The organism is Microbacterium foliorum, from assembly GCF_003367705.1.
Classification (GTDB): Bacteria; Actinomycetota; Actinomycetes; order Actinomycetales; family Microbacteriaceae; genus Microbacterium; species Microbacterium foliorum.
The window spans coordinates 1193682-1215544 of sequence record NZ_CP031425.1; the positions used below are offsets into that span (position 1 = coordinate 1193682).

At 68.1% G+C, this 21863-nt stretch carries 24 protein-coding genes; 13 read left to right on the forward strand and 11 right to left on the reverse strand.

Going from position 1 to position 21863, the window contains the following annotated elements; translation table 11 throughout:
* Positions 1–9: 9 nt before the first annotated feature.
* The gene (gene trhA, locus DXT68_RS05390) at positions 10–735 is read right to left on the reverse strand and encodes a PAQR family membrane homeostasis protein TrhA (protein ID WP_045255578.1); all 726 of its coding nucleotides are present in this window, start codon (positions 733–735) and stop codon (positions 10–12) included.
* A gap of 104 nt (positions 736–839) precedes the next feature.
* Here trhA and DXT68_RS05395 point away from each other — a divergent pair, with 104 nt between their 5' ends.
* Both DXT68_RS05395 and phoH2 read left to right on the forward strand, forming a co-directional pair.
* On the forward strand, positions 840–1619 hold the full coding sequence (locus tag DXT68_RS05395) for an isoprenyl transferase (protein ID WP_045255577.1): 780 nt from the start codon (positions 840–842) through the stop codon (positions 1617–1619).
* 234 nt (positions 1620–1853) lie between these two features.
* Entirely contained in the window at positions 1854–3236 is a 1383-nt protein-coding gene (phoH2, locus tag DXT68_RS05400; RefSeq protein ID WP_045255576.1) for an RNA 5'-3' helicase PhoH2, read from the forward strand.
* Between the two features lie 138 nt (positions 3237–3374).
* On the opposite strand, the gene DXT68_RS05405 is transcribed toward phoH2, so the two are convergent.
* The 6 genes from DXT68_RS05405 to xseA all read right to left on the reverse strand — a co-directional run bounded on the left by DXT68_RS05405 (position 3375) and on the right by xseA (position 8790).
* The gene (locus DXT68_RS05405) at positions 3375–4211 is read right to left on the reverse strand and encodes a DUF559 domain-containing protein (RefSeq protein ID WP_045255710.1); all 837 of its coding nucleotides are present in this window, start codon (positions 4209–4211) and stop codon (positions 3375–3377) included.
* A 288-nt stretch (positions 4212–4499) separates the two neighbouring features.
* Entirely contained in the window at positions 4500–5909 is a 1410-nt protein-coding gene (locus DXT68_RS05410; protein ID WP_045255575.1) for a class II fumarate hydratase, read from the reverse strand.
* Positions 5906–6580 carry a carbonic anhydrase gene (locus DXT68_RS05415; RefSeq protein WP_045255574.1) on the reverse strand — a complete coding sequence of 225 codons (675 nt, stop codon included), beginning with the start codon at positions 6578–6580 and terminating at the stop codon, positions 5906–5908. The genes DXT68_RS05410 and DXT68_RS05415 overlap by 4 nt, the downstream gene beginning before the upstream one ends.
* The gene (locus DXT68_RS05420) at positions 6577–7221 is read right to left on the reverse strand and encodes a DUF4245 family protein (protein WP_045255573.1); all 645 of its coding nucleotides are present in this window, start codon (positions 7219–7221) and stop codon (positions 6577–6579) included. Before DXT68_RS05420 ends, DXT68_RS05415 begins: the two co-directional genes overlap by 4 nt.
* Positions 7218–7466 (reverse strand): exodeoxyribonuclease VII small subunit, encoded by a 249-nt coding sequence (locus DXT68_RS05425; protein ID WP_045255572.1) that lies wholly within the window; start codon positions 7464–7466, stop codon positions 7218–7220. The genes DXT68_RS05420 and DXT68_RS05425 overlap by 4 nt, the downstream gene beginning before the upstream one ends.
* 31 nt (positions 7467–7497) lie before the next feature.
* Positions 7498–8790: an exodeoxyribonuclease VII large subunit gene (gene xseA, locus DXT68_RS05430; protein WP_045255571.1), complete on the reverse strand. Its 1293-nt coding sequence runs from the start codon at positions 8788–8790 to the stop codon at positions 7498–7500.
* A gap of 54 nt (positions 8791–8844) precedes the next feature.
* Between xseA and DXT68_RS05435 the strand changes: the two genes are divergently transcribed.
* The 3 genes from DXT68_RS05435 (at position 8845) to DXT68_RS05445 (ending at position 11525) form a co-directional block, all read left to right on the forward strand.
* Positions 8845–9924, forward strand: a complete 1080-nt coding sequence (locus tag DXT68_RS05435; protein WP_174233195.1) for a 4-hydroxy-3-methylbut-2-enyl diphosphate reductase — start codon at positions 8845–8847, stop codon at positions 9922–9924.
* A gap of 2 nt (positions 9925–9926) precedes the next feature.
* Positions 9927–10718 carry an IclR family transcriptional regulator gene (locus DXT68_RS05440; RefSeq protein ID WP_045255569.1) on the forward strand — a complete coding sequence of 264 codons (792 nt, stop codon included), beginning with the start codon at positions 9927–9929 and terminating at the stop codon, positions 10716–10718.
* A gap of 258 nt (positions 10719–10976) precedes the next feature.
* Positions 10977–11525, forward strand: a complete 549-nt coding sequence (locus DXT68_RS05445; protein WP_045255568.1) for a DUF6264 family protein — start codon at positions 10977–10979, stop codon at positions 11523–11525.
* 67 nt (positions 11526–11592) lie between these two features.
* Here the strand turns inward: DXT68_RS05445 and fbaA are convergent, their stop codons facing one another.
* Complete coding sequence (gene fbaA / locus DXT68_RS05450; protein ID WP_045255567.1) at positions 11593–12621, reverse strand: class II fructose-bisphosphate aldolase; 1029 nt, start codon at positions 12619–12621, stop codon at positions 11593–11595.
* Positions 12622–12805: 184 nt separating this feature from the next.
* Between fbaA and glpX the strand changes: the two genes are divergently transcribed.
* Positions 12806–13792 carry a class II fructose-bisphosphatase gene (glpX, locus tag DXT68_RS05455; RefSeq protein WP_045255566.1) on the forward strand — a complete coding sequence of 329 codons (987 nt, stop codon included), beginning with the start codon at positions 12806–12808 and terminating at the stop codon, positions 13790–13792.
* A gap of 158 nt (positions 13793–13950) precedes the next feature.
* The gene (locus DXT68_RS05460; protein WP_052677855.1) at positions 13951–14250 is read left to right on the forward strand and encodes a hypothetical protein; all 300 of its coding nucleotides are present in this window, start codon (positions 13951–13953) and stop codon (positions 14248–14250) included.
* Positions 14251–14275: 25 nt separating this feature from the next.
* Here DXT68_RS05460 and DXT68_RS05465 read toward each other — a convergent pair whose 3' ends face one another.
* Positions 14276–15646: a DNA recombination protein RmuC gene (locus tag DXT68_RS05465; protein WP_082069064.1), complete on the reverse strand. Its 1371-nt coding sequence runs from the start codon at positions 15644–15646 to the stop codon at positions 14276–14278.
* Positions 15647–15689: 43 nt separating this feature from the next.
* Positions 15690–16280 (reverse strand): exonuclease domain-containing protein, encoded by a 591-nt coding sequence (locus tag DXT68_RS05470; RefSeq protein ID WP_045255565.1) that lies wholly within the window; start codon positions 16278–16280, stop codon positions 15690–15692.
* Positions 16281–16339: 59 nt separating this feature from the next.
* On the opposite strand from DXT68_RS05470, the gene DXT68_RS05475 reads away from it, so the two are divergent.
* The 5 genes from DXT68_RS05475 to DXT68_RS05495 all read left to right on the forward strand — a co-directional run bounded on the left by DXT68_RS05475 (position 16340) and on the right by DXT68_RS05495 (position 19805).
* Positions 16340–17089, forward strand: coding sequence for a class I SAM-dependent methyltransferase (locus DXT68_RS05475; protein WP_045255564.1), 750 nt, complete (start codon positions 16340–16342; stop codon positions 17087–17089).
* A gap of 57 nt (positions 17090–17146) precedes the next feature.
* The gene (ychF, locus tag DXT68_RS05480) at positions 17147–18220 is read left to right on the forward strand and encodes a redox-regulated ATPase YchF (protein WP_045255563.1); all 1074 of its coding nucleotides are present in this window, start codon (positions 17147–17149) and stop codon (positions 18218–18220) included.
* A 34-nt stretch (positions 18221–18254) separates the two neighbouring features.
* Positions 18255–18662 carry a hypothetical protein gene (locus DXT68_RS05485; protein ID WP_045255707.1) on the forward strand — a complete coding sequence of 136 codons (408 nt, stop codon included), beginning with the start codon at positions 18255–18257 and terminating at the stop codon, positions 18660–18662.
* A 64-nt stretch (positions 18663–18726) separates the two neighbouring features.
* Positions 18727–19236, forward strand: coding sequence for a DUF4279 domain-containing protein (locus DXT68_RS05490; RefSeq protein WP_045255562.1), 510 nt, complete (start codon positions 18727–18729; stop codon positions 19234–19236).
* A gap of 5 nt (positions 19237–19241) precedes the next feature.
* On the forward strand, positions 19242–19805 hold the full coding sequence (locus DXT68_RS05495) for a hypothetical protein (RefSeq protein ID WP_045255561.1): 564 nt from the start codon (positions 19242–19244) through the stop codon (positions 19803–19805).
* Between the two features lie 91 nt (positions 19806–19896).
* Here DXT68_RS05495 and DXT68_RS05500 read toward each other — a convergent pair whose 3' ends face one another.
* Positions 19897–21003 carry a N(5)-(carboxyethyl)ornithine synthase gene (locus DXT68_RS05500; protein WP_045255706.1) on the reverse strand — a complete coding sequence of 369 codons (1107 nt, stop codon included), beginning with the start codon at positions 21001–21003 and terminating at the stop codon, positions 19897–19899.
* Positions 21004–21268: 265 nt separating this feature from the next.
* Here DXT68_RS05500 and DXT68_RS05505 point away from each other — a divergent pair, with 265 nt between their 5' ends.
* Entirely contained in the window at positions 21269–21829 is a 561-nt protein-coding gene (locus tag DXT68_RS05505; RefSeq protein WP_045255560.1) for an alpha/beta fold hydrolase, read from the forward strand.
* Positions 21830–21863 lie beyond the last annotated feature (34 nt).

Consider the following 21863-nt stretch of genomic DNA (forward strand, 5'->3'; position numbering starts at 1 on the left):
CAGCGGGGATCAGGCGCCCAGCGACGGCGACAGCGGGCCGAGGGCGATGAGCAGGCACGCCGCCCAGTGGCACAGGAACGCGAGCACCGTGCACACGTGGAAGATCTCGTGGAACCCGAAATGGCCCGGCCACGGGTTGGGCTTCTTGAGCGCGTAGACGATCGCGCCGCCCGTGTAGAGCAGGCCGCCGACGACGACGAGCACCATCATCGCCGCGTTCGCCGTGAACAGATCGACCATGAACATCACCGCGGCCCAGCCCATGAGCAGGTACAGCGCGACGTAGAGCCAGCGCGGCGCGTTGATCCAGAACACGCGGAAGAGGATGCCGACCACCGTGCCGCCCCACACCAGCGAGAGCAGCAGGGTTCCCTTCTGCGGCGGAAGCGCGAGCACGGCCAGCGGCGTGTACGTGCCGGCGATCAGCAGGAAGATGTTGGCGTGGTCGATGCGCTTGAGCGTGACCTTGACCTTGGGGCTCCAGTCGAAGCGGTGGTACAGCGCCGAATTGCCGAACAGCAGCATCGACGTCACCATGAACACCGCGGCGGCCCACTTGGCGGCCCCGCCCTGGGCCGACAGGATCAGTACGATGCCCGCCACGATGGTGACAGGGAAGGTGGCCGCGTGGATCCATCCTCGCCAGGTCGGTCTGATCTCGACCGCGGAGTCGTGCGCCGCCTCCTCGAGGAGCGGCAGCTGGGGGAGATCGGGTGCCGAGTCGGGAGTGCTCACGGCCCCACTCTATTGCGGCGGGCATTCCGCTGACCGTACATATCCTGTGGTGCTGCTCCCTCGCACGTGACCCGCACAGTCGGGCACGATAGCGTAGGGAGGTGATGTCACGCGACGGCCAGGGGCGAGGCCCGCTGTACCGGCTGTACACCAGTCGGCTGCGCCGCCATCTCGACCCGTCGTCCGTGCCGCACCACGTCGCCATGATGATCGACGGCAACCGCCGCTGGGCCCGTCAGCTCGGCTACGAGACGCCCGCAGAGGGGCACCGTGCGGGCGCGGCGAAGATGCGCGAGTTCCTCGCGTGGTGCGACGAGCTCGGCATCCGGGTGGTGTCGCTGTACCTGCTGTCGAGCGACAACCTGCGCAAGCGCGATTCTGCCGAGCTCGCCGATCTCATCGAGATCATCGCGGAGCTCGCCGAAGCCGTGTCGGAGGAGCCGAACTGGCGGGTCAAGCACGTCGGCCGCTCCGACATCCTGCCTCCGGAGCTGGCCAGGGTGCTCGATGACGCAGAACAGCGCACGCGCGACCACACCGGTCTGCACGTGAACCTCGCGGTCGGCTACGGCGGGCGCAACGAGATCGTCGACGCCGTGCGCAGCATCGTGACGTCGCACCAGGCCTCGGGCGGCACGATCGAGGATCTCGCGGCCCACCTCACGCCCGAGATGATCGGCGAGCACCTGTACACCGGGGGTCAGCCCGACCCCGATCTGGTGATCCGCACGAGCGGTGAGCAGCGACTCAGCGACTTCCTGCTGTGGCAGAGCGCGCACAGCGAGTTCTATTTCGTCGAGGCGCTCGGACCGGATCTGCGCCAGGTCGACTTCCTGCGGGCGATCCGCGACTTCGCCGACCGCGACCGACGTTTCGGTCGCTGAAACCGACGGTCCCGGCGCTCGCGCGCTGTGCGGCCGGGACTCGGATCCGGCGACACGAACCGTTAATCAACGCGTAACGAATCCGCGGTGTGTCGGATCCGCTCAATGTCGGCAGCGGGACGTAGCTTCGAGGCATCGGGCAAGGCGCCCGTCGGGTCGACCTCAGGTCTACGACTCGTGACCCCCTGGTCGACTCGTTCGAACTACCGGGAATGCCCGGGTCGGGAGTGGGTCGTGACCTCACGTACAGCGCAGCAGTCCGCAAGCACCGCGCAGCAGTCCACCCGTAAGTCCACGTCGCGGGCAGGGGGCGCCGATCCGGATCAGGATCTGCGCACCTACGTCCTCGACACGTCCGTCCTGCTGAGCGATCCGCAGGCGTTCTTCCGATTCGCCGAGCACTCGGTCGTGCTTCCCGTCGTGGTCATCACCGAGCTCGAGGGCAAACGCCACGACCCGGAGATCGGCTACTTCGCACGACAGGCGCTTCGCCACCTCGATGACCTGCGGGTGGAGCACGGACGTCTGGACTTCCCGGTCGAGGTGGGCGAAGGGGGCACGCTGCGCGTCGAGCTGGCGAACACCGACTCCTCGGTGCTGCCCGCCGGCATCCGCCTGAGCGACAACGACACCCGCATCCTGTCCGTGGCCATGCATCTCGCGCAGGACGGGCAGGACGTCACGATCGTGTCGAAGGACCTCCCGATGCGCGTCAAGGCGGCATCGCTCGGCCTGCGGGCCGAGGAGTATCTCGCCGAGCAGGCGGTGGACTCGGGCTGGACGGGCATCACGACCCTCGATCTCTCCGGCGACGAGATCAGCGACCTCTACGAGAGCGAGGTCGGCGTCAGCGAGGAGGCCAGGGGGCTGCCGGTCAACACCGGGCTCATCATCCACTCCGAGCGCGGATCCGCCCTCGGCAGGGTCACGGGCGACGGCGAGTACCGACTCGTGCGGGGAGACCGTGATGTGTTCGGCATGCACGGACGTTCCGCCGAGCAGCGCATCGCGATCGATCTGTTGACCGACCCCGACGTGGGCATCGTCTCGCTGGGCGGTCGTGCGGGAACGGGCAAGTCGGCACTCGCCCTCTGCGCCGGACTCGAGGCGGTTCTCGAGCGGCAGCAGCAGAAGAAGATCATCGTCTTCCGTCCGCTGTTCGCCGTGGGCGGTCAGGAGCTCGGATATCTCCCGGGCGACCAGGGCGAGAAGATGGGGCCGTGGGGCCAGGCCGTGTTCGACACTCTCGGGTCGGTCGTCTCCGGCAACGTGGTCGAAGAGGTCATCGAGCGCGGTCTTCTCGAGGTTCTGCCGCTCACGCACATCCGCGGACGCTCCCTGCACGACGCGTTCGTGATCGTCGATGAGGCCCAGTCGCTCGAGCGCAACGTGCTGCTGACGGTGCTCAGCCGCATGGGGCAGAACTCGCGGGTCATCCTCACCCACGACGTGGGCCAGCGCGACAACCTGCGCGTCGGGCGTCACGACGGCATCGCGAGTGTGATCGAGACGCTCAAAGGCCACGACCTGTTCGCGCACGTCACGCTGATGCGCTCGGAGCGGTCGGCGATCGCCGCGCTGGTCACGGAGCTGCTGGAGGGCGGCGAACTCAGCTGACAGCGCTGCCCGGGGCTCGGACCTGCGCCTCGACGGCACTGGTCTGCGCCTCGACGCCCCGATCTGCGGGCCTCGCCCCGATCTGCGGACAGTTCTACGGAATGGGTCTGCAGATCGGGGCGCAGGCCGCAGATCGGGTCAGGCGCGGGCGCGCAGACGGAAGAGCGCCCCGATGATCGATTCCTGCACGGCGGGCCAGTCGTGGACGATCTGGGCGTAGTCGAAGCGCAGAGTCTCATACCCCAGAGCGGATGCCGAGGCGTCGCGGATCCGGTCCTTGTGTCGCAGCGTGGCGCCGTCGTGATTCTCTTTGCCGTCGGCCTCCAGGATCAACCGCCCGCCGATCACGAAGTCGACGCGGCCGACTCCGACGATCGACACCTGACAGTCCAGTCGGACGCCCAGAACATGCAGGCGCAGACGGAGCAGTGATTCCAGACCGCTGTCGGAATCGGACCGTGCGAGGTCCACCAGCCAACGCGAGGTCGCCGGGATCATGGAACGGATGCGAGTTCGAGCAGTCCCCGCGAGCAGTCCCCGCCGAAGCGCTGACTCGAAGGCGGCGAAGAAGGCCTCGTCTCCGGCGCATCGCCGGAAGTGCACGAGTGCGATCTCGAGCGCGCTGCGTCCGAGCGGAGGCGTACCGCGGTAGTAGTGCGACACGCACCGGCATCCGTCATGGGGATGCGCATGGCGATCGCCGCCCAGCCAGACATGGGGCACCTGCACGGGCGCGAGCACCCAGACACCCAGGAGCTGGAGTACGCTCGCGCAACTCAGCGCCCCGCCGTGTGCCGTCGCCGCACGCACTTCCGGCTCGAGGTGACCGCAGGCGAAGACGCCGTCCCTGATCCGTTCGATCTCACCACGGTGCACGGCGCGAGAGAGAGCGCGACGTGTGAAGCCGAGCTCCTGCAGCCGGGAGCCGCGGGCGAGGCCGCCGAGGCGGATGATGGTGTCGGATGCGGAGAGCATGACGCAGAGCATGCCCGTTCGCCGGCCGCCACAGGCCCGCCTGTGCACGGGCGGGGGACAGGACGTTCGTATCCGGCATCCGTGCAGAGCCGAAAGAACGCCCCGATCTGCGGATCGTGCCCCGATCTGCGGTGCGTTTGACGCAATCGGTCCGCAGATCGGGGCGAGGCCCGCAGATCGGGCGCACGCCACCACGGGGGGAGGCCCGCAGATCGGGCGCGCGCCGCTGTACGACGGATGCCGCAGGGATCGAGTCCCTGCGGCATCCGTGTCGTCAGTGCGAGACGATCACCCGGGATGGGTCATCGACAGCAGGTCGAGCTTCTCGTCGAGCTGCTCGATCGTGAGGTCGCCGCGCTCGACGTAGCCGAGATCGATCACCGCATCGCGCACCGTGATGCCCTGGGCGACGGCGTGCTTGGCGATCTTCGCCGCGGCCTCGTAGCCGATCAGCTTGTTGAGCGGGGTGACGATCGACGGGCTCATTCCGGCGAACGCGGCGGCCCTGTCGAGGTTCGCCTGCAGGCCGTCGACGGTCTTGTCGGCGAGCACGCGCGAGGCGTTGGCGAGAAGACGGATGGACTCCAGGACGGCGGTGCCCATCACGGGGATCGCGACGTTGAGCTCGAACGACCCGGATGCTCCGGCCCAGGCGACCGTCGCGTCGTTGCCGATCACGCGCGCGCAGACCATCAGCACGGCCTCGGGGACGACCGGGTTGACCTTGCCCGGCATGATCGACGATCCGGGCTGCAGGTCGGGGATGTGCAGCTCGCCGAGACCGGTGTTCGGGCCGGATCCCATCCAGCGAAGGTCGTTGTTGATCTTGGTGAGCGACACCGCGATGGTGCGCAGGGCGCCGGAGGCCTCGACGAGACCGTCGCGGTTGGCCTGAGCCTCGAAGTGGTCCTTCGCCTCGGTGATGGGCAGTTCGGTCTCGGCTGCGAGCAGCTCGATGACCTTCTGCGGGAAGCCGAGCGGGGTGTTGATGCCGGTTCCGGTCGCCGTGCCGCCGAGGGGCACCTCGGCGACGCGTGGGAGGGCCGACTGGACGCGCTCGATGCCCAGGCGCATCTGACGCGCGTAGCCGCCGAACTCCTGTCCGAGAGTGACCGGCGTCGCGTCCATGAGGTGCGTCCGGCCGGACTTGACGGCATCCTTCCACAGCTCCGCCTTGGCTTCGAAGGCCACGGCGAGGTGGTCGAGCGCGGGGATGAGGGTGTCGATGAGCGCCTGCGTCACGGCGATGTGCACGGAGGTGGGGAACACGTCGTTCGACGACTGCGAGGCGTTCACGTGGTCGTTGGGGTGCACGTCGGCGCCGAGGATGCGGGTGGCGAGCGTCGCGAGCACCTCGTTCATGTTCATGTTCGACGACGTTCCCGAGCCGGTCTGGTACGTGTCGACGGGGAACTCGGCGTCGTGCGCGCCGGAGGCGACCTGGTCGGCGGCCTGAGCGATGGCATCCGCGATCGCGCCGTCGAGCGTGCCGAGCTGCTTGTTCGCGAGCGCCGCGGCCTTCTTGATGCGCGCCAGCGCGGCGATCTGGGTCGACTCGAGGCCCTTGCCCGAGATCGGGAAGTTCTCCACGGCTCGCTGCGTCTGTGCACCGTACAGGGCGTTGACGGGCACCCGCACCTCACCCATGGTGTCGTGCTCGATGCGGTATTCCTGCGCTCCGCTGTGCTGGTCGGTCATTCCGAACCCTCCTTGGTTGCGGGGTCGTGCCCCTCGGTGTCGATCCCGACCGTGATGATGGGCACCGCGGTGCCCTCGGCCAGGCGGTAATTGGCGCCGACGATGCCCAGACGACCCTCGGCGACGGCCTGGGAGATCACCTCGGACGACTGCAGCAGATCGCTGACGGTGTTGCGGAGGTGCTCCTCGCCGACGAGATCCGCGTCGATCTCGTCGACAGTGCTCCCGCCGTTCTCGACCAGCACCTTGCGCGCGGCCGGGACGATCGGGGCGATGAGCTTCCAGATGTGCGGGGGCAGGGGAGCGGCGTCGATCGCGGTCCCGTCGATCGCTGCGCGGACCGCACCGCACGAGTCGTGGGCGAGCACGACGATCAGCGGCACCTCCAGAACAGCCACGGCGTACTCGAGGCTCGCGACGATCGACTCTCCGATCACCTGTCCGGCGTTGCGCACCACGAACAGGTCGCCCAGCCCCAGATCGAAGATGATCTCGGCGGCGAGGCGCGAGTCCGAGCATCCGAAGAGCGTGGCCACCGGATGCTGCGCCGCGGCCAGATGCCGGCGACGGGCGACGTCCTGGTTCGGATGCTGGGGCGCGTCGTCGACGAAGCGCCGGTTGCCCTCCTGCATCTGGGTCCAGGCGGCGGTCGGCGTGAGGGCGTGTGTCATGAAGTCTCCGAGAGATCGCGGATCTGGGGGACGAGGGATTCGGCCAGCTCGGCCGTCGAATCGGCGGAGCGGGAACCGTAGAGCAGCAGGTAGTCGTCTCCGGCCTGGGTGCCGATCGCGTAGGTGATGTTCTGCGTCGCTCCGGCGTCGCCGAGCTTGTAGACATCCCATTCGAGGCCGGCGATCGAGATCGTCTCGGTGGCGGCCGTGCCGTTGAGGCGCTGCGGCGCCCACGATGCATCGGCGTCGAACGCCTGGGCCAGCTTGATGAAGCCGCGCTCGTTCTGCGCGGACGGGGCCAGGGTGACATCCCATACGGCGGTCGCGCCGCTGGTGAGGCCTGCGGCGTTGACGCGCCAGAAGCCACCGAGATCGGGCACGATCACAGTGCTGTCGACGGTGGATTCGACATCGGCGGCGATGCCGACCATGTCGATCGTCCTGGTGGTCGCGGGCTCGCCCCGAGGAACCGCGAACACGATCACGGCGACGATGGCGAGCGTGGCGATCAATGCCGCGACAAGGCTGCGCACGGTCTGGCTCGACCGGTACGCCTTGCTCGAAGCGGCCTTGCGCGCGGCGGTCTCGGCGGGGGTCTCGGGGCGTCCGAGTTCGGCGACGATCGGTGCGGGCTTGTTCACGACGCGTCCTCGGCGGACGGTTCGGCGGAATCGGATGCCGCCGTGCGGGCGGCCTCGAGCCGGCGCTTCGCGCCGAGCAGCCATTCCTCGCAGCGCGCGGCGAGCGACTCGCCTCGCTCCCAGAGGGCGAGGGACTGCTCGAGGGTCGGAGCGCCCTGCTCGAGTTCGGAGACGACCCTCACGAGCTCATCCCGAGCGGCCTCGAACGACAGGGTCTCCACAGGGGTGTCGTTCAGCGCAGTCACCCCTTCATCCTACGCCGTGCGCGCGGACCGCTCATTCGGCGGGCGGGGCCGACGCCTCATCGATCTCGCCTTCGGAACGGGCCGCGACGGAGCCTCGGTCGACCGTGATGGTCAACGCGCTGCCGGCCGGTGCATCCGCGGCATCGCGCAGGATCACGCCGCCCTCCAGATGGGCGATCGCGTAGCCGCGCGCGAGCGTCGCAGCCGGCGAGAGGGCACGCAGCGATGCACGCAGCTCGCTGGTCGCCCGCCCGGCGGAATCCAGGCGCCGCGTGATCGTGTCGCGCCCTCGTGAGAGCAGCAGCCACACGTCCTGCGAACGGGAGTCGATGATGGGGTCGGGGGAGCGCAGAGCCGGGCGGGACCGCAGCTGTTCGAGCTGGGCGATGTCGTGCGACAGGCGCTGGGTCAGCCGGCTCGTCGCCCGCGAGCGCAACTGGGCGATCAGCGCACGCTGCTCGCTGACATCCGGCACGACCCGCTTCGCGGCGTCGGTGGGTGTCGATGCCCGGAGGTCGGCCACGTCGTCGAGGAGGGGATGGTCGTTCTCGTGCCCGATCGCGCTGACCACCGGCGTGGATGCTGCGGCCACGGCGCGCACCAGCCGCTCGTCGCTGAATCCGAGCAGGGTCTGCGGGTCGCCGCCACCGCGGGCGATGACGATCACGTCGACGTCGGGATCGGCATCGAGGCGGGCGAGCGCGGCGAGGGTCTCGGGCACGCAGCGATCGCCCTGCACCGCCGCGTACTCGGTGCGGAAGCGCACCTGTGGCCACCGCAGCTCGGCGTTGCGGTGCACGTCCTTCTCGGCGTCGGACTTCTCGCCCGTGATCAGCCCGATCACATGGGGGAGGAAGGGCAGCCGCTTCTTGCGGGCCTGATCGAACAGGCCCTCCTGGCGCAGCTGCAGCCGCAGCTTCTCGAGACGCTCGAGCTGGTCGCCCAGTCCGACGTGCTTCATGGCCGAGACCGCGAAGCTGAAGTCACCCGCCTTGACGAAGTAGTCCGCCTTGACCGCCGCCACGACGTGATCGCCGACAGCGAGGTCGCCGGGGATCCGGGGACGCACGCTCGACCAGATCCGGATCGAGATCTGAGCATCCGAGCGGGTGTCCTTGAGGCGGGCGAAGATGTTGCCTCCGCGCACGTTCCACGAGGTGATCTCGCCCTCGACCCACACGGTGTTCCAGCGGGCGATGAAGTCGCGGATCGTGCCGTTCAGTCGGGCGACCGAGGTCGGGGCGTCCGCCGTCGAGTCGCGCGGAGCGACGGCATCCGCCGGGGGCGTCTCGCCCGGGCCCGTGGACGCTTCGAAGACCGTCATCCGCTCAGTGCACCTTCCCGCTCCTGCTCAGGTTCCCGGCGGTAGAATCGGAGGGTGACCTCGACTGCCGTTCATCTGCCTCTTCCGCGCGTTCCACGAGTACGTGGGGCGGCGGGGCGGCTTCAGGATAACCCGGTGGCGGGCAACAAGCGTGTTCTGCTCGCCGCTCCTCGTGGGTACTGCGCGGGCGTGGACCGTGCGGTCGTCGCCGTCGAGAAGGCTCTCGAGCGCTACGGCGCCCCCGTCTACGTGCGCAAGCAGATCGTGCACAACATCCACGTCGTGAGCGAGCTCGAGGAGAAGGGCGCGATCTTCGTAGAGGAGGTCGACGAGGTTCCCGAGGGCGCTCACGTGGTCTTCAGCGCTCACGGAGTCTCACCCGCGGTCGTCGAGGCGGCATCCGACCGCGGACTGCATGCCATCGATGCGACCTGCCCCCTGGTCACGAAGGTGCACCGCGAGGCCGTGCGCTTCGCACGCGACGACTTCGAGATCCTGCTCATCGGTCATGAGGGTCATGAGGAGGTCGAGGGCACGGCGGGCGAGGCGCCCGACCACGTCACGATCGTGAACTCGCCCGACGAGGCCGACACCGTCGAGGTGAAGGACCCGTCGAAGGTCGTGTGGCTCTCGCAGACCACGCTGTCGGTCGACGAGACGATGGAGACGGTGAACCGTCTGCGCGCACGCTTCCCCGAGATGCACAGCCCGCCGTCCGACGACATCTGCTACGCGACGCAGAACCGCCAGGTCGCGATCAAGAAGGTCGCGGCGAACGCCGATCTCGTCATCGTGGTCGGCTCGTCGAACTCCTCGAACTCCGTGCGACTCGTCGAGGTCGCCCTGGAGTACGGAGCGAAGGCCGCCTATCGGGTGGACTACGCCGAGGAGGTCAAGCAGGAGTGGCTCGACGGCGTCGCCACCGTGGGCGTCACCAGCGGCGCATCGGTTCCCGAGGTGCTCGTTCGCGAGGTGCTCGAGGCGCTCGACGGCGCCGGCTACCGAGACGTCGAAGAGGTCAAGACGGCGGAGGAGGACCTCCTGTTCTCGCTGCCGAAGGAACTGCGACAGGACTCCTCGGGCCAGCGCGACGCGCGTGCGTTGGGCGGTCGCACTTCCGGCGGAGGCGCCTGACGGTGCCCGGTACCGAGGCGGCGCCGACCCTGATCGGGTCGGTCCAACGGGCGTTGCGACTCGTCGACATCGTCGCGAACTCCCCTCGCCCGGTGCCGGTCAAGACTCTCGCGATGCTCACCGGCCTCACGCAGGGGACCACGTACAACCTCGCGCGCACGCTGATCCACGAGGGGTACCTCGCCACCGAGCCCGAGGGCCTCGTGCTGGGAGAGCACTTCCCGATGTTCCAATCGCGCCCGGATGCCGGCGGGGTCCTTCTCGCGCGGGTGCGCGTCGCGCTCCGCCAGGTCACCGAGGACGTCGGCGCCACCGCCTATCTGTCGAAGTACCACGAGGGCGAGGTGCACCTGGTCGACATCGTCGATGCGGCGGAGCGGCCACGGATCGACCTGTCGGTCGCCCTCGAGTCGAGCGCGCATGCCACGGCGCTGGGCAAGCAGATCCTCTCCGATCTCTCCGGGGCCGAGCGTCTCGACTACCTGTCGCGCCACCGCCTGGAGGAACTGACGCCCCGCACGATCAAGGATCCGCGCGCGCTGCTGGCCGAGCTCGACCGATCGCCGGGGTTCACGGTGGACCGTGAGGAATACGCGATCGGCAACGCCTGCGTCGCCGTTCCCGTGATCGCGCCGAACATCCGTGCATCCCTGGCGATCTCGCTCCCCGTCGAACAGGCGCACGAGGGTCGTGGCCTGGTGGCGACGCTCACTCGGACCGCGCGGCGACTGGCGCTGCAGCTGGGCGCCGACGGCCTCACCGGCGGACCGGCCGGACTGGGTGCCGCCGTCTGAGCGCGGCCTCTTCACTATCTGAAGAACTGGCACTAGCGAATCGGCACGCGCTTTCCTAGAGTGTGGAGAGTAGTCGCATGTGCAAACGGCACTACAGGTGTCGGAACGTCCCCAGCGTTCCTCGCCCACTTGGATGACGAGCGTCCCCAGCGCTCCGAGTCCGCGGCCCCGAGAAGTCCCCACTTCTCCGGGGCCGCCATCATTTTCCGGGACCGCATCCTGAGAGTCGCGCGGAGGCCGGACGGATAGCATGTCGGGATGACGGACCAGCGGCCGCAGTACGGCGAAATCGCGACCATCGAAGAGCAGCGTCGAGCAGCAGGACTGCCGCCGCTCGACGAGGTTCCGCCGCCGACGCCCTCCGACTCCGTTCCCGCAGCCGGTGCCCGGCCGGGAGACCCGATGACGGGCAGCCGCCCTGATGCGCCCCGTCGGCGCCCGGTCGACCGTCTCGTGACCATCGCGCTGCTCGCCTACGGCCTGGTGAACGTGGTCGTGACAGGGCTGTCGTATCTCGACTTCCCGACTGCGATGAACCAGATGATGAGCGCGCTCGGCGTCGACGGCGAGTTCACGAACTTCGCGCAGGGCAAGCTCTGGGGCACGATCGCCTCGATCGTCCTCGTCGCGGGATGGTCGCTCACCGCCCTCCTCTCCGTCCGCCGGCTGCGCAGCGGCAAGGTGTCGTGGTGGGTGCCCCTGGCGGGCGGTGCTGTCACTCTGCTCGTGGCGTCGATCTGCGCCGCGATCCCGCTGATGAACGACCCGGCTTTCATCGACTTCGTCGCCAAGACCGCCGGCGGGTAGCGCGGATCACACGACGATGCCCCCGACCGGATCGGTCGGGGGCATCGTCGTGTGTCGCGTCGGCGGGTCAGCTCTGGGACTGACCGTACGAGCCGAGCTGGCGCGTGGACTCCAGCACGCGAGCGGCCATCGCCGTCTCGGCGACCTTGCCCCAGGCGCGGGGGTCGTACAGCTTCTTGTTGCCGACCTCGCCGTCGACCTTGAGCACGCCGTCGTAGTTCTTGAACATGTAGTCGGCGATCGCGCGCGTGTAGGCGTACTGCGTGTCGGTGTCGATGTTCATCTTGATGACGCCGTTGGCCACCGCGAGGGCGATCTCGTCGTCGGTCGAGCCGGACCCGCCGTGGAAGACGAGGTCGAGCGGCTTCGCTCCGGTGTTGTACTTCGCGGCGACCTGCTCCTGGATCTCTCCCAGCAGCTCGGGCCGCAGCTTGACCCCGCCCGGCTTGTAGACGCCGTGCACGTTGCCGAACGTCAGGGCCGCGATGTAGCGACCCTGCTCGCCGAGACCGAGCGCCTGAACGGCCTGGTCGACATCGGCGAACGTGGTGTACAGGGCCTCGTTCGAGCCCTCGTGCTGCACGCCGTCCTCCTCGCCGCCGACGACGCCGATCTCGACCTCGAGGATGGCGTTGATGTTCTTCATGCGGGGGAGCAGATCCTTGGCGATCTCGATGTTCTCCGCGAGCGGGACGGCCGAGCCGTCCCACATGTGCGACTGGAAGATCGGGTTGCGTCCGGCCTTGACCTCTTCTTCGGACGCGGCGATCAGCGGCTCGACGAAGCCGGCGAGGGCGTCCTTCGGGCAGTGGTCGGTGTGCAGGGCGACGGTGACCGGGTAGTTCTTGGCGACCTCGGTGGCGTAGCGGGCGAAGGCGAGCGCGCCGGTCGCGCGTGCCTTCACCGTGTGGCCGGCGAAGTAGTCGGCACCGCCGGTGGTGACCTGGATGATGCCGTCGGAGCCGGCCTCGGTGAGGCCCTGCAGGACGGAGTTGATCGTCTGCGAGCTCGAGACGTTGAAAGCCGGGTACGCGAAGCCGCCGGCCTTCGCGCGGTCGAGCATTTCGGCGTACTGATCCGGGGTGGCGACGGGCATGAGAAACTCCTGCGATAGGGGAAGCCGGGACAGCAGTCACTCTATCGGGGCTGGCTCGCGGATGTCGTCGGTGCCGGTCGGCGAGCGCGTCCGTCATGACACTCTGTTAAGAAGCGGGATTCCTTCGGCTCCGGACAGGCGAAAACAGCCCTGTCGGGATCGTTCTGCTGGCTAGGCTGGCCGCATGGTGAGTCTGACTGCGGATCTGAGCCCTCTTCGTCCCGATCGAAACCTCGCGATGGAGCTGGTGCGTGCGACCGAGGCGGCGGCGATCCGCGCCGTGCCGTTCATCGGCCGGGGTGCCAAAGAGGCCGCCGACGGAGCAGCCGTCGATGCGATGCGCGCCTTCCTCGGGACTGTCGCGTTCCAGGGGCGCGTGGTCATCGGCGAGGGGGAGAAGGACAACGCCCCCATGCTCTTCAACGGCGAGGAGGTGGGCACCGGCACGGGGCCCGCGTGCGACATCGCGGTCGACCCGATCGACGGAACCTCCCTCACCGCTGCCGGACGGCAGAACGCGCTCTCTGTCATCGCTGTCTCGGACCGCGGATCGATGCTCGACGCATCCAGCGTCTTCTATATGGACAAGCTGGTCACGGGACCGGCGGGCGTCGGAGTCGTCGACATCCGCCTTCCGATCGGCGAGAACATCCGCAAGCTCGCCGGGGCGCTCGGCAAGCCGGTGGACGAGATCGTGGTGTCGGTGCTGAATCGCCCCCGGCACGAGAAGCTGATCCAGGAGATCCGGGATGCGGGTGCCGGAACCCGCCTGATGAGCGACGGCGACGTGGCCGGTGGCATCAATGCCGCCCGTCACGCCGCGCGCACGGACATGTGCGTCGGCGTGGGCGGAAGCCCGGAGGGCATCGTCACCGCCTGCGCGATCAAGGCGCTCGGTGGACACATCCAGGGACGCCTGTGGCCCCGCGATGATGAGGAGCGCCAGCGCGGCATCGATGCGGGGCTCGACATGGACAAGGTCTACGAGGCCGATGATCTGGTGCGCGGTGACAACACGATCTTCGTCGCCACCGGCGTCACGGACGGTCAGCTCGTGGCCGGTGTCCGTCGCGAGGGCGGTTACATCTACACCGAGAGCGTCGTGCTGCGCGGGGCCTCGGGAACACTGCGCAGAATCGCGTCGGAGCACCTCGTCTCGAAGTGGCTCTGACACGATCGGTCTGACCGCGCCACGGGCATCGTTACAGACCCGGTACCGCGTCGCGGAGCGCTGAACCGGGCTTCCTCCGGTCGCCGTGTCACAATTGACACTGGATTTGTCGCCGTCGACGGAGCCGCCAGGCACCGCAGGCACAGGAGGGCAGACCGATGACAACGCAGCACACGAGTGGCTCCAAAGCCGCTCCGACCAAGATCGTGACGACGAGCACGGGGCGCATCATGCGTGTCAGGGTCGACGAAGCGGGCGCGCCGATCGCGAGCAACGTCGCTACGCCGCCGGTGGTCAAGGCCCCCGTAGTCGCGGATCCCGCGCGCCGAGCCGACGTCCTCTTCCGCGTTCGTCGCGACGAGGGCCATGAACTCAGCTCCTGGTGGATGATCGGCGCATTCGTCGTCACCAGCGGGCTCGTCATTCTGCTGCTCAGCGGCGTTCCCGGCATCGCCTGACGACACCTCGCGACGGCGTCACCCGTCAGCGGCGAGCGTCCAGGGATCCGTCCGGGGCCGAGAACGGCTGTTCCGTGTTCTCCGCGTCAGAGTCATCCGTGTCAGCGCTCTCTGCGTCGTCGCGAACCGCATCTTCGCGATCCATATCGTCGGGACCCACGTCGTCGAGCCGCGCGCGGATCTCGCCGACGTCGGCGATCATCGCCGCGTCGTCCTGATCCCGGGCGGCGATGAGTTCCGTCGCGGTGAACCTGCGTGTCTGCGCGGCGATGGTCGGGGGAGCGGCATCGAGAGTCGTGGCGCTGATACCGGGGAACTGCCGTGCGGTCACGAGAACCCTGTTCTCGAGCGAACCGGCGAACCTGTTGTAGCTCTCGACGGTGCGTTCCAGAGCTCTGCGCAGATCGTCGGCATGGCCGGCGAGCACGCCCAGACGGTCGTAGAGCTGCGTCCCGAGGGTGAGGAGTGCACGGGCCTCGGTCGAGACCTCCTGCTGCGTCCACGTGTACGCGACGGTCTTGAGCACCGCCCACAGGTTCACGGGGGAGGCCAGGGCGACCCGCCTGCCGAAGGCGTAGTCGAGCAGCGTCGGATCTTCGTCGATCGCGGCCGCGAGCAGCGATTCGCTCGGCAGGAAGCAGATCACGAATTCGGGGCTCGAGTCGAGCCCCGCCCAGTACGCCTTCTTCGCCAGCGCATCGATGTGGGCGCGGACCGCCTTCACGTGCTTCTGCATGTGCTGACGGCGCTGTGCCTCGTGGGCGTCTCCCAACGGCAGCGCGGAGGCTTCGAGGTAGGCGTCGAGCGGCACCTTCGCATCGACGGCGATGGAGGCGCCTCCGGCGAGACGGATCACCATGTCGGGTCGACCCCGCCCCTGATCGGACGAGATGGTCGTCTGCAGGTCGAAGTCGACGTGCCGGGTCAGCCCCGCCGCCTCGACCACGCGGCGCAGCTGCGTCTCGCCCCACACACCGCGCGTCGCCGTGGACTTCAACGCCCCGGCCAGGGACTCGGTGGTCGCGCGCAGCGCCTCGTCGGACTCCTGCGCGCGACGCAGCTGCTCCGCGAGCGAGCCGAACTGCGCATGGCGCTCCTGCTCGATGGCCGAGACCTTCTGCTGCATCTGCTGCAGGCTCTCGCGCACCGGGGCGAGCGCGGTGAGCACCGCGTTCTGCTGCTGCACCCGCTGCGCCTCGGCGCGCTGCTCGCCGCGTGCGTGCTCCACGGCATCTCGGTACAGGTCGTACTGACGGTCGCGATCGTCTCGTGCGGCCACCAGCTCGGCCCGCGCCGTGGCGAGCTCGCCCGCCCCGCGGAAGGCGTGGAGATACCAGCCCACAGCGACGCCGGCCACCAGTGCGGCCAGGAGGAGAACCATCGTCAGAGCGTCCATGTCTCCATGATGCGCGCGACCACGGACATTCGTCCGTCACGACTCAGGCGACAGCGCGCTCCGGGAGTGCGGCGGGCTCGGTCACGCGCAGGGACAGAGCTGCGGCGAGGCCGAAGATGTCGGGGGAGGCCGTGCGGCGAGCGGCATCCATCACGATGTGGGCGCAGGCGAGAGCATCCGCGAGCGCATCGTGATGCGAGAAGCCCGTGAACCCTGCGGCTTCGGCCGCTTTCGGCAGACGATAGGAGTCGAGGTCATAGACCTTCCTGGCGACCTGCAGGCTGCACAGCGAGCGGTAGGGCGGGCAGTCGCCCCCGGTCACCTCCGAGGCGCGGCGCAGGACGTTGAGGTCGAACCCGGCGTTGTGAGCGACCAGCACGTCGGCTCCCGCGAACTCGCACAGGCGGTCGAACTGGTCGACCCAGGTCGCGGCCGAACGCACATCGTGCGCGCGGATGCCGTGGATCCGGGTGTTCCACTCCTGGAACTCGTCGTGCCCGGCCGGCGGACGGATCAGCCATCCCGCGGTGGCGACGACCTGACCGTCGCGGACGCGGACGAGCCCGACAGAACAGGCGGAGGCGGGGCTGGAGTTCGCGGTCTCGAAGTCGATCGCAGTGAAGTCCAGGGGCACATCCCCACTCTCTCCCGAGCGTCCTGACGCCCGAGGAGGACTCGCCGTAGGCTGGCGATATGAGTGCAGACAGGGCGACGTCGTTCGGTTCCGAGGCAGAGAACTACGAGGCCGGGCGCCCCGAGTATCCCTTCGAGGCCGTCGCCTGGATGCTCGAGCGGATGCCGCAGGGTGCCCGCCGCATCGCCGACGTCGGAGCGGGCACGGGCAAGCTCACGCGGGTGATCCGCCAGGCTCCGGATGCCGAGGTCGTCGCCGTCGACCCCGATCCGGAGATGCTCGCCGCGCTGCGGCGGAGCGTTCCCGGCATCCCGACCTTCCAGGGGTCGGCCGAGCACATGCCGGTGCCGGATGCGAGCCTGGATGCGGTGACGCTCGGCCAGGCGTGGCACTGGGTCGACCCGCTCGCGGCATCCGTCGAACTCGGCCGGGTGGTGCGCACCGGGGGAGTGCTCGGCCTGATCTGGAACATCCGCGATGAGCGCGTCGAGTGGGTGCGTCGGCTGACCGACATCATGCACAGCAGCCCGGCCGAGAACATGGTCAACGGCCCCGAGTCCGAAGGGCCGCGCATCGCCGAGCCGTTCGGAGAGGTCGAGACGCAGCGGTGGGAGTGGAACCGGGCGATGACGCGCGCGCAGCTGCACCGGATGGCGCTCTCGCGCAGCTACCTCATCACGGCCCCTGTCGAGGAGCGCACCGAGATCATCCGGCACATGGACGCACTGTTCGACGAGCTCGGGCTCGAGGGCGAGGGCACGATCGACCTGCCGTACGTCACGCACGTGTTCCGCGCCGTCCGCGGCTGAGCGGGGATCGCCCGGCACGCAGGGGCGGAGCATCCGCGACCGGTAGACTCGACCCCCGTGGCTCTCACTATCGGAATCGTCGGTCTGCCCAATGTCGGCAAGTCCACCCTCTTCAACGCCCTGACCAAGAACGACGTGCTCGCGGCGAACTATCCGTTCGCGACGATCGAGCCGAACGTCGGGGTGGTCAACCTGCCCGATCCGCGTCTCGAGACGCTCGCCGAGATCTTCGGCAGCGAGCGCATCCTGCCGGCCGCGGTCTCGTTCGTCGACATCGCCGGCATCGTGCGCGGAGCGAGCGAGGGCGAAGGCCTCGGCAACAAGTTCCTCGCGAACATCCGTGAGGCGGATGCCATCGCGCAGGTCGTCCGCGGCTTCGCCGACGACGACGTCGTTCACGTGGACGGCGCCGTCAACCCGGCATCCGACATGGAGACGATCAACGCCGAGCTGATGCTCGCCGACCTCGAGACGGTGGATCGCGCGATCTCCCGCTACGAGAAGGAAGTGCGCGGCAAGAAGATCGAGCCGGTCGTGCTCGAGACCGCCGCGGCCGTGAAGGACGCCCTCGAGCGCGGCGTGCTGCTGTCGGTCGCCGGCATCGACCTCACCCCGGTGCGCGAGCTGGGCCTGCTGACGGCCAAGCCGGTCATCTTCGTCTTCAACGTCGACGAGGCCGTGCTGACCGACGACGCCCGCAAGGCGGAGCTCGCCGCCCTCGTCGCTCCGGCGAAGGCGATCTTCCTCGACGCGAAGATCGAATCGGAGCTCATCGACCTCGACCCCGAGGATGCCGCCGAGCTGCTGGCCTCCACCGGCCAGGACGAGTCCGGTCTCGACCAGCTCGCCCGCATCGGCTTCGACACCCTGGGCCTGCAGACGTACCTGACGGCCGGTCCGAAGGAGGCGCGCGCCTGGACGATCCCCAAGGGATCGAAAGCACCGCAGGCCGCCGGCGTCATCCACACCGACTTCGAGAAGGGCTTCATCAAGGCGGAGATCGTCTCGTTCGCCGACCTCGTCGAGACCGGATCCGTCGTCGAAGCGCGAGCCAAGGGCAAGGCACGCCTCGAGGGCAAGGACTACGTCATGCAGGACGGCGACGTCGTGGAGTTCCGCTTCAACAACTGAGTGGGACCAGTGGTCGTCAGTGATGGACCGGAAGATGTACGAGCCGAACGGGCTGCTGTCGCGCCTTGTCGGCGAGAGGATGTACTCCGTCGAGTTCGTCCTTAACGACTATGTGCAGTTTCGGTTCGACGGATCGCCCGGCGCGGGTGACCCGGTCACGCTCAATTGCTACGTCTGGCCCCTGATCGAGTTCGATGGACGCACGTGGAGCGAGAAGGACGCCGGATATGCGGATGCCCTGCGCAGGCTGACGCCCGGTACGGTCGTTTCGACAACGGAACAGACGGGATCAGGCGTTCGAATCGCCCTGGACACCGGCGCACTTGTCATCCACCCGACGCTCGACGACATTCACGTGGAGATTGCGGAGATCAGCGGATTCAAAGACGGCGCATGGATGGTGTGGCGTCCCGGTGAAGAGAGCTTCGAGGACTTGGCATGAAGCGCGACGTCGTGGAGTTCCGCTTCAACAACTGAGGTCGGGCGGATCCAAGTAAGCTTCGTCGATGATCCAGAGCAACAGGGCGTCGCTCAGCATCCACAGCGACACGAAGACGGTAGCCGAGATCTCCGCGATGCTCGGAATGGAGCCTACTGGCTGGGGTGACAAAGGCGATCTCACCCCTGCCGGGCGGGCCGGTCGGAACTATGCGCCGGAGCGTCTGACGCATCAGCGGACCTTTTGGTCGCTCGATGCGTATATTGACGAACCGAGTGCCGACGATCAGACCGGCTTCTCCGCACTTCGCGCGTTGGTGGTGAGACTGGAACCCAAGGCGCAGGCGCTCATGGATCTGCGCCAAGGCGGCGAAACCGTGCTCTGGTGGTCCGGAGACTCCGACAGCACGCAAGGTGGATTCGTGCTGGAGGCGGACCTGATCAGTGGCATTGCCAAGCTGGGCTGTGATGTCTTCGGCACCGCTTATCTCACCGAGGACGACGAGGACGAGGATGCGATGAGGGACAGCGACGTCACTGAGTTCGGTATCGGAAGTACACCCACGAGCAAGAACTGATCGCGATGGTTTCGCGGCGGTTGCACAAGGCGCTCCAACGGGCGCAGGAAACGAAGTCGATTCTGCGCATCGAGCGCAAGCCGAAGTTCGCCGATCGGGTCGATGGCATCGTGCTTCGAATCGGCGAGCAGTGGATTCTGATGGCGCAGACCGCCGACGGCGGGTACTTCGACGGGTACGTCCTGCTCCGATTGCGCGATGTCGCGCGTCTCACGCCTGACGAGACATTTGCCCACGAGTTCGTCAGGCTTCAGCCTGAGTGGCCGCCTTCCTTCCCCTTCGACGTCGATCTGGACGACACTGCGTCCGCCCTCAGCGGGTTTGCGCGTCAAGGCGAATTGGTCGGGATTCAGAAGGAGAATGAACGCAGCGCGATCTGGATCGGCACTCCGGATGATCTGACTTCGCGCTATATCTACCTGAACGAAGTTCGACCAGATGCCACGTGGCATCCTCGACCGCTCGGCTACAAGCTGCGGTCGATCACGATGGCTGAGGTGGGTACGCGGTACCTCATCGGGCTATCGGAGGTCGCAGGGGCGGGTGCTTCGTCGGTTCGAGCCGACTAGGACGGCGACGTGGTGGAGTTCCGCTTCAACAACTGAGCGTCCCTCCTCGCACGGCGCGGGTCGTCGTGAACCCGACCGTGCGGGAGGCCCGCTAGGCCGAGCGGACGTGGGGGTAGGCGGCGTCGCGTCCCTGGAAGCTGAGGATGCTCGGGTTCTGGACGACGCCCTCGCGGATCTCGATCGCGCGCGTGAGGGTGGTGTTCTCCGCCCAGGCGTCCGGGCCTTCGAGAACCGTGCGGAGGAACGGCAGCAGGGCCTCGCTGATATCCCACGTCGCGGAGTTCCACAGGTACGACGGGCTGTGATCGACGGCGTAGTAGTTCACGCCCTGACCGACCGTGAACATCGGCTCATCGAACGTCGTCGGCGTGGCCCATTCGAAGCCCATGCCCTCATCGCACGAGACGTCGACGATCAGGCTGCCCGGCGTGAAACGGCTGAGGTCCTCGGTGCGCAGGTATGTCAGCGGTGCCGCGACATCCTGGAACGTGCAGTTGACGACGATGTCGTACCGGGCGAGGAAGTCGGGGAGCAGCACCTCGCCCTCCTCGGTACTGACCTCGCTGAGGTGGGTGGGGCCGTCGTCGGTGTTGAGCTGGGTGAGGTGGGCGTTGTGGATGGGGGAGCCCACGGCCGCCGCTCCGCGCTGCGTCAGGACCTCGATGTCGTGGACTCCGTGCGCGTTGAGCGCGGTCACCGCTCCTCGGGCGGTGGCCCCGAAGCCGATCACGACCGCACTCAGCCGGGGTCCGTAGTCCCCGGTCGACCCGACGAGGCTCATCGCGTGCAGTACCGAGCAGTATCCGGCGAGCTCGTTGTTCTTGTGGAAGACGTGCAGGCTCATGTCGCCCTGCGAGGTCCAGTGATTCATGGCCTCGAACGCGATCAGCGTGAGGCGGTTGTCGATCGCGGTCTGCGCGAGCTCCACATCCTGCACGCAGTGCGGCCAGCCCCACAGGATCCGCCCCTCGGGGATCGCGGCGACATCAGCCAGCTGCGGCTTGGGCAGCAGCAGCACGTCGGCCGATGCAAGGACCTCCGCGCGGTCCGCGACTCGCCCCACCCGCGATTCGATGTAGCCGGGCTCCAGCTGGAAGTCCGATCCGTAACCGTGCTCGACGATCATCCGGGCGCGCACATCGGCGTCGATCCGGTCGAAGTGGTGCGGGTGGATCGGCAGACGCCGCTCGTTCTCCATGGACGAACTCGCCAGCAGGCCGAGGCTGCGGAGTCCGTCGTTCGACGGTGCGGTGTGAGCGGTGGATGTGCGTGTCGTGTCGGACAACGGGTTCCCATCTTCGGGGAACCAGGGTCAGCTCCTGTGCTGACTCTACGCCTGAACTCGCACGGCCCCGGTCGGGGGCGGGATACGCTTGATCGCGCAGGGTCGGCCGCGACTGTCAGATCAGCTCCGCGCAGCCCGCTCGACACCCCACCGCGACGGTACGAGGAGAACGACGCCCATGACCGACACCCAGATCTTCGAGCCAGACGGCCGTGCCATCCCCTTTGTGGACGAGGGAGACGGACCCGTCAAGCTCGTGCTGATCCAGGAGCAGGGCCTCGCGGCCGACGTGCTGGGCGTGGCCGCCCACTACCTCGCCGAGGAGGCGGGATTCCACGTCCTGCGCATCGGACACCGTGCCGGTGACGCATCGCTGGAGGAGCGCGTCGACGACGCGATCGCCGTGATCGACCACGTCGGCATCGACGACACCTGGATCGGCGGACACGGCTTCGGCGGGACGATCGCCCGCGCCCTCGTCGCCGCACACTCCGACCGTGCCAACGGGCTGCTGCTGCTCGGCGTCGAGGACGTCGACGTCGCCGTGGCACCGGCGATCCCGGTGCTGATCGTGCAGGCCACCGAGGACACCGACACCCCGCCCGCGAACGCCGAGGCGCTGCACGCGACGATCCCCGACCGGTCGAGCATCAAGACGATCGCGGGCGATCACCTGTTCCCGATGCATCACCCGATCGAGACCGGCGTGATCATCGAGGAATACCTCGACTGGGACTGATCTCTCACGCCGACAGGACACTGCGCGAGACTCT

Coding starts and splice junctions, on each gene's coding strand:
- DXT68_RS05490 (WP_045255562.1), top strand. CDS start 18,727: ATGATCCAGAGCAACAGGGCGTCGCTCAGCATCCACAGCGACACGAAG.
- DXT68_RS05500 (WP_045255706.1), bottom strand. CDS start 21,003: ATGGAGAACGAGCGGCGTCTGCCGATCCACCCGCACCACTTCGACCGG.
- fbaA (WP_045255567.1), bottom strand. CDS start 12,621: ATGCCCGTCGCCACCCCGGATCAGTACGCCGAAATGCTCGACCGCGCG.
- DXT68_RS05475 (WP_045255564.1), top strand. CDS start 16,340: ATGAGTGCAGACAGGGCGACGTCGTTCGGTTCCGAGGCAGAGAACTAC.
- glpX (WP_045255566.1), top strand. CDS start 12,806: ATGGTGAGTCTGACTGCGGATCTGAGCCCTCTTCGTCCCGATCGAAAC.
- DXT68_RS05485 (WP_045255707.1), top strand. CDS start 18,255: ATGTACGAGCCGAACGGGCTGCTGTCGCGCCTTGTCGGCGAGAGGATG.
- DXT68_RS05395 (WP_045255577.1), top strand. CDS start 840: ATGTCACGCGACGGCCAGGGGCGAGGCCCGCTGTACCGGCTGTACACC.
- DXT68_RS05410 (WP_045255575.1), bottom strand. CDS start 5,909: ATGACCGACCAGCACAGCGGAGCGCAGGAATACCGCATCGAGCACGAC.
- xseA (WP_045255571.1), bottom strand. CDS start 8,790: ATGACGGTCTTCGAAGCGTCCACGGGCCCGGGCGAGACGCCCCCGGCG.
- DXT68_RS05415 (WP_045255574.1), bottom strand. CDS start 6,580: ATGACACACGCCCTCACGCCGACCGCCGCCTGGACCCAGATGCAGGAG.
- DXT68_RS05465 (WP_082069064.1), bottom strand. CDS start 15,646: ATGGACGCTCTGACGATGGTTCTCCTCCTGGCCGCACTGGTGGCCGGC.
- DXT68_RS05505 (WP_045255560.1), top strand. CDS start 21,269: ATGACCGACACCCAGATCTTCGAGCCAGACGGCCGTGCCATCCCCTTT.
- DXT68_RS05495 (WP_045255561.1), top strand. CDS start 19,242: ATGGTTTCGCGGCGGTTGCACAAGGCGCTCCAACGGGCGCAGGAAACG.
- DXT68_RS05445 (WP_045255568.1), top strand. CDS start 10,977: ATGACGGACCAGCGGCCGCAGTACGGCGAAATCGCGACCATCGAAGAG.
- DXT68_RS05460 (WP_052677855.1), top strand. CDS start 13,951: ATGACAACGCAGCACACGAGTGGCTCCAAAGCCGCTCCGACCAAGATC.
- DXT68_RS05405 (WP_045255710.1), bottom strand. CDS start 4,211: ATGCTCTCCGCATCCGACACCATCATCCGCCTCGGCGGCCTCGCCCGC.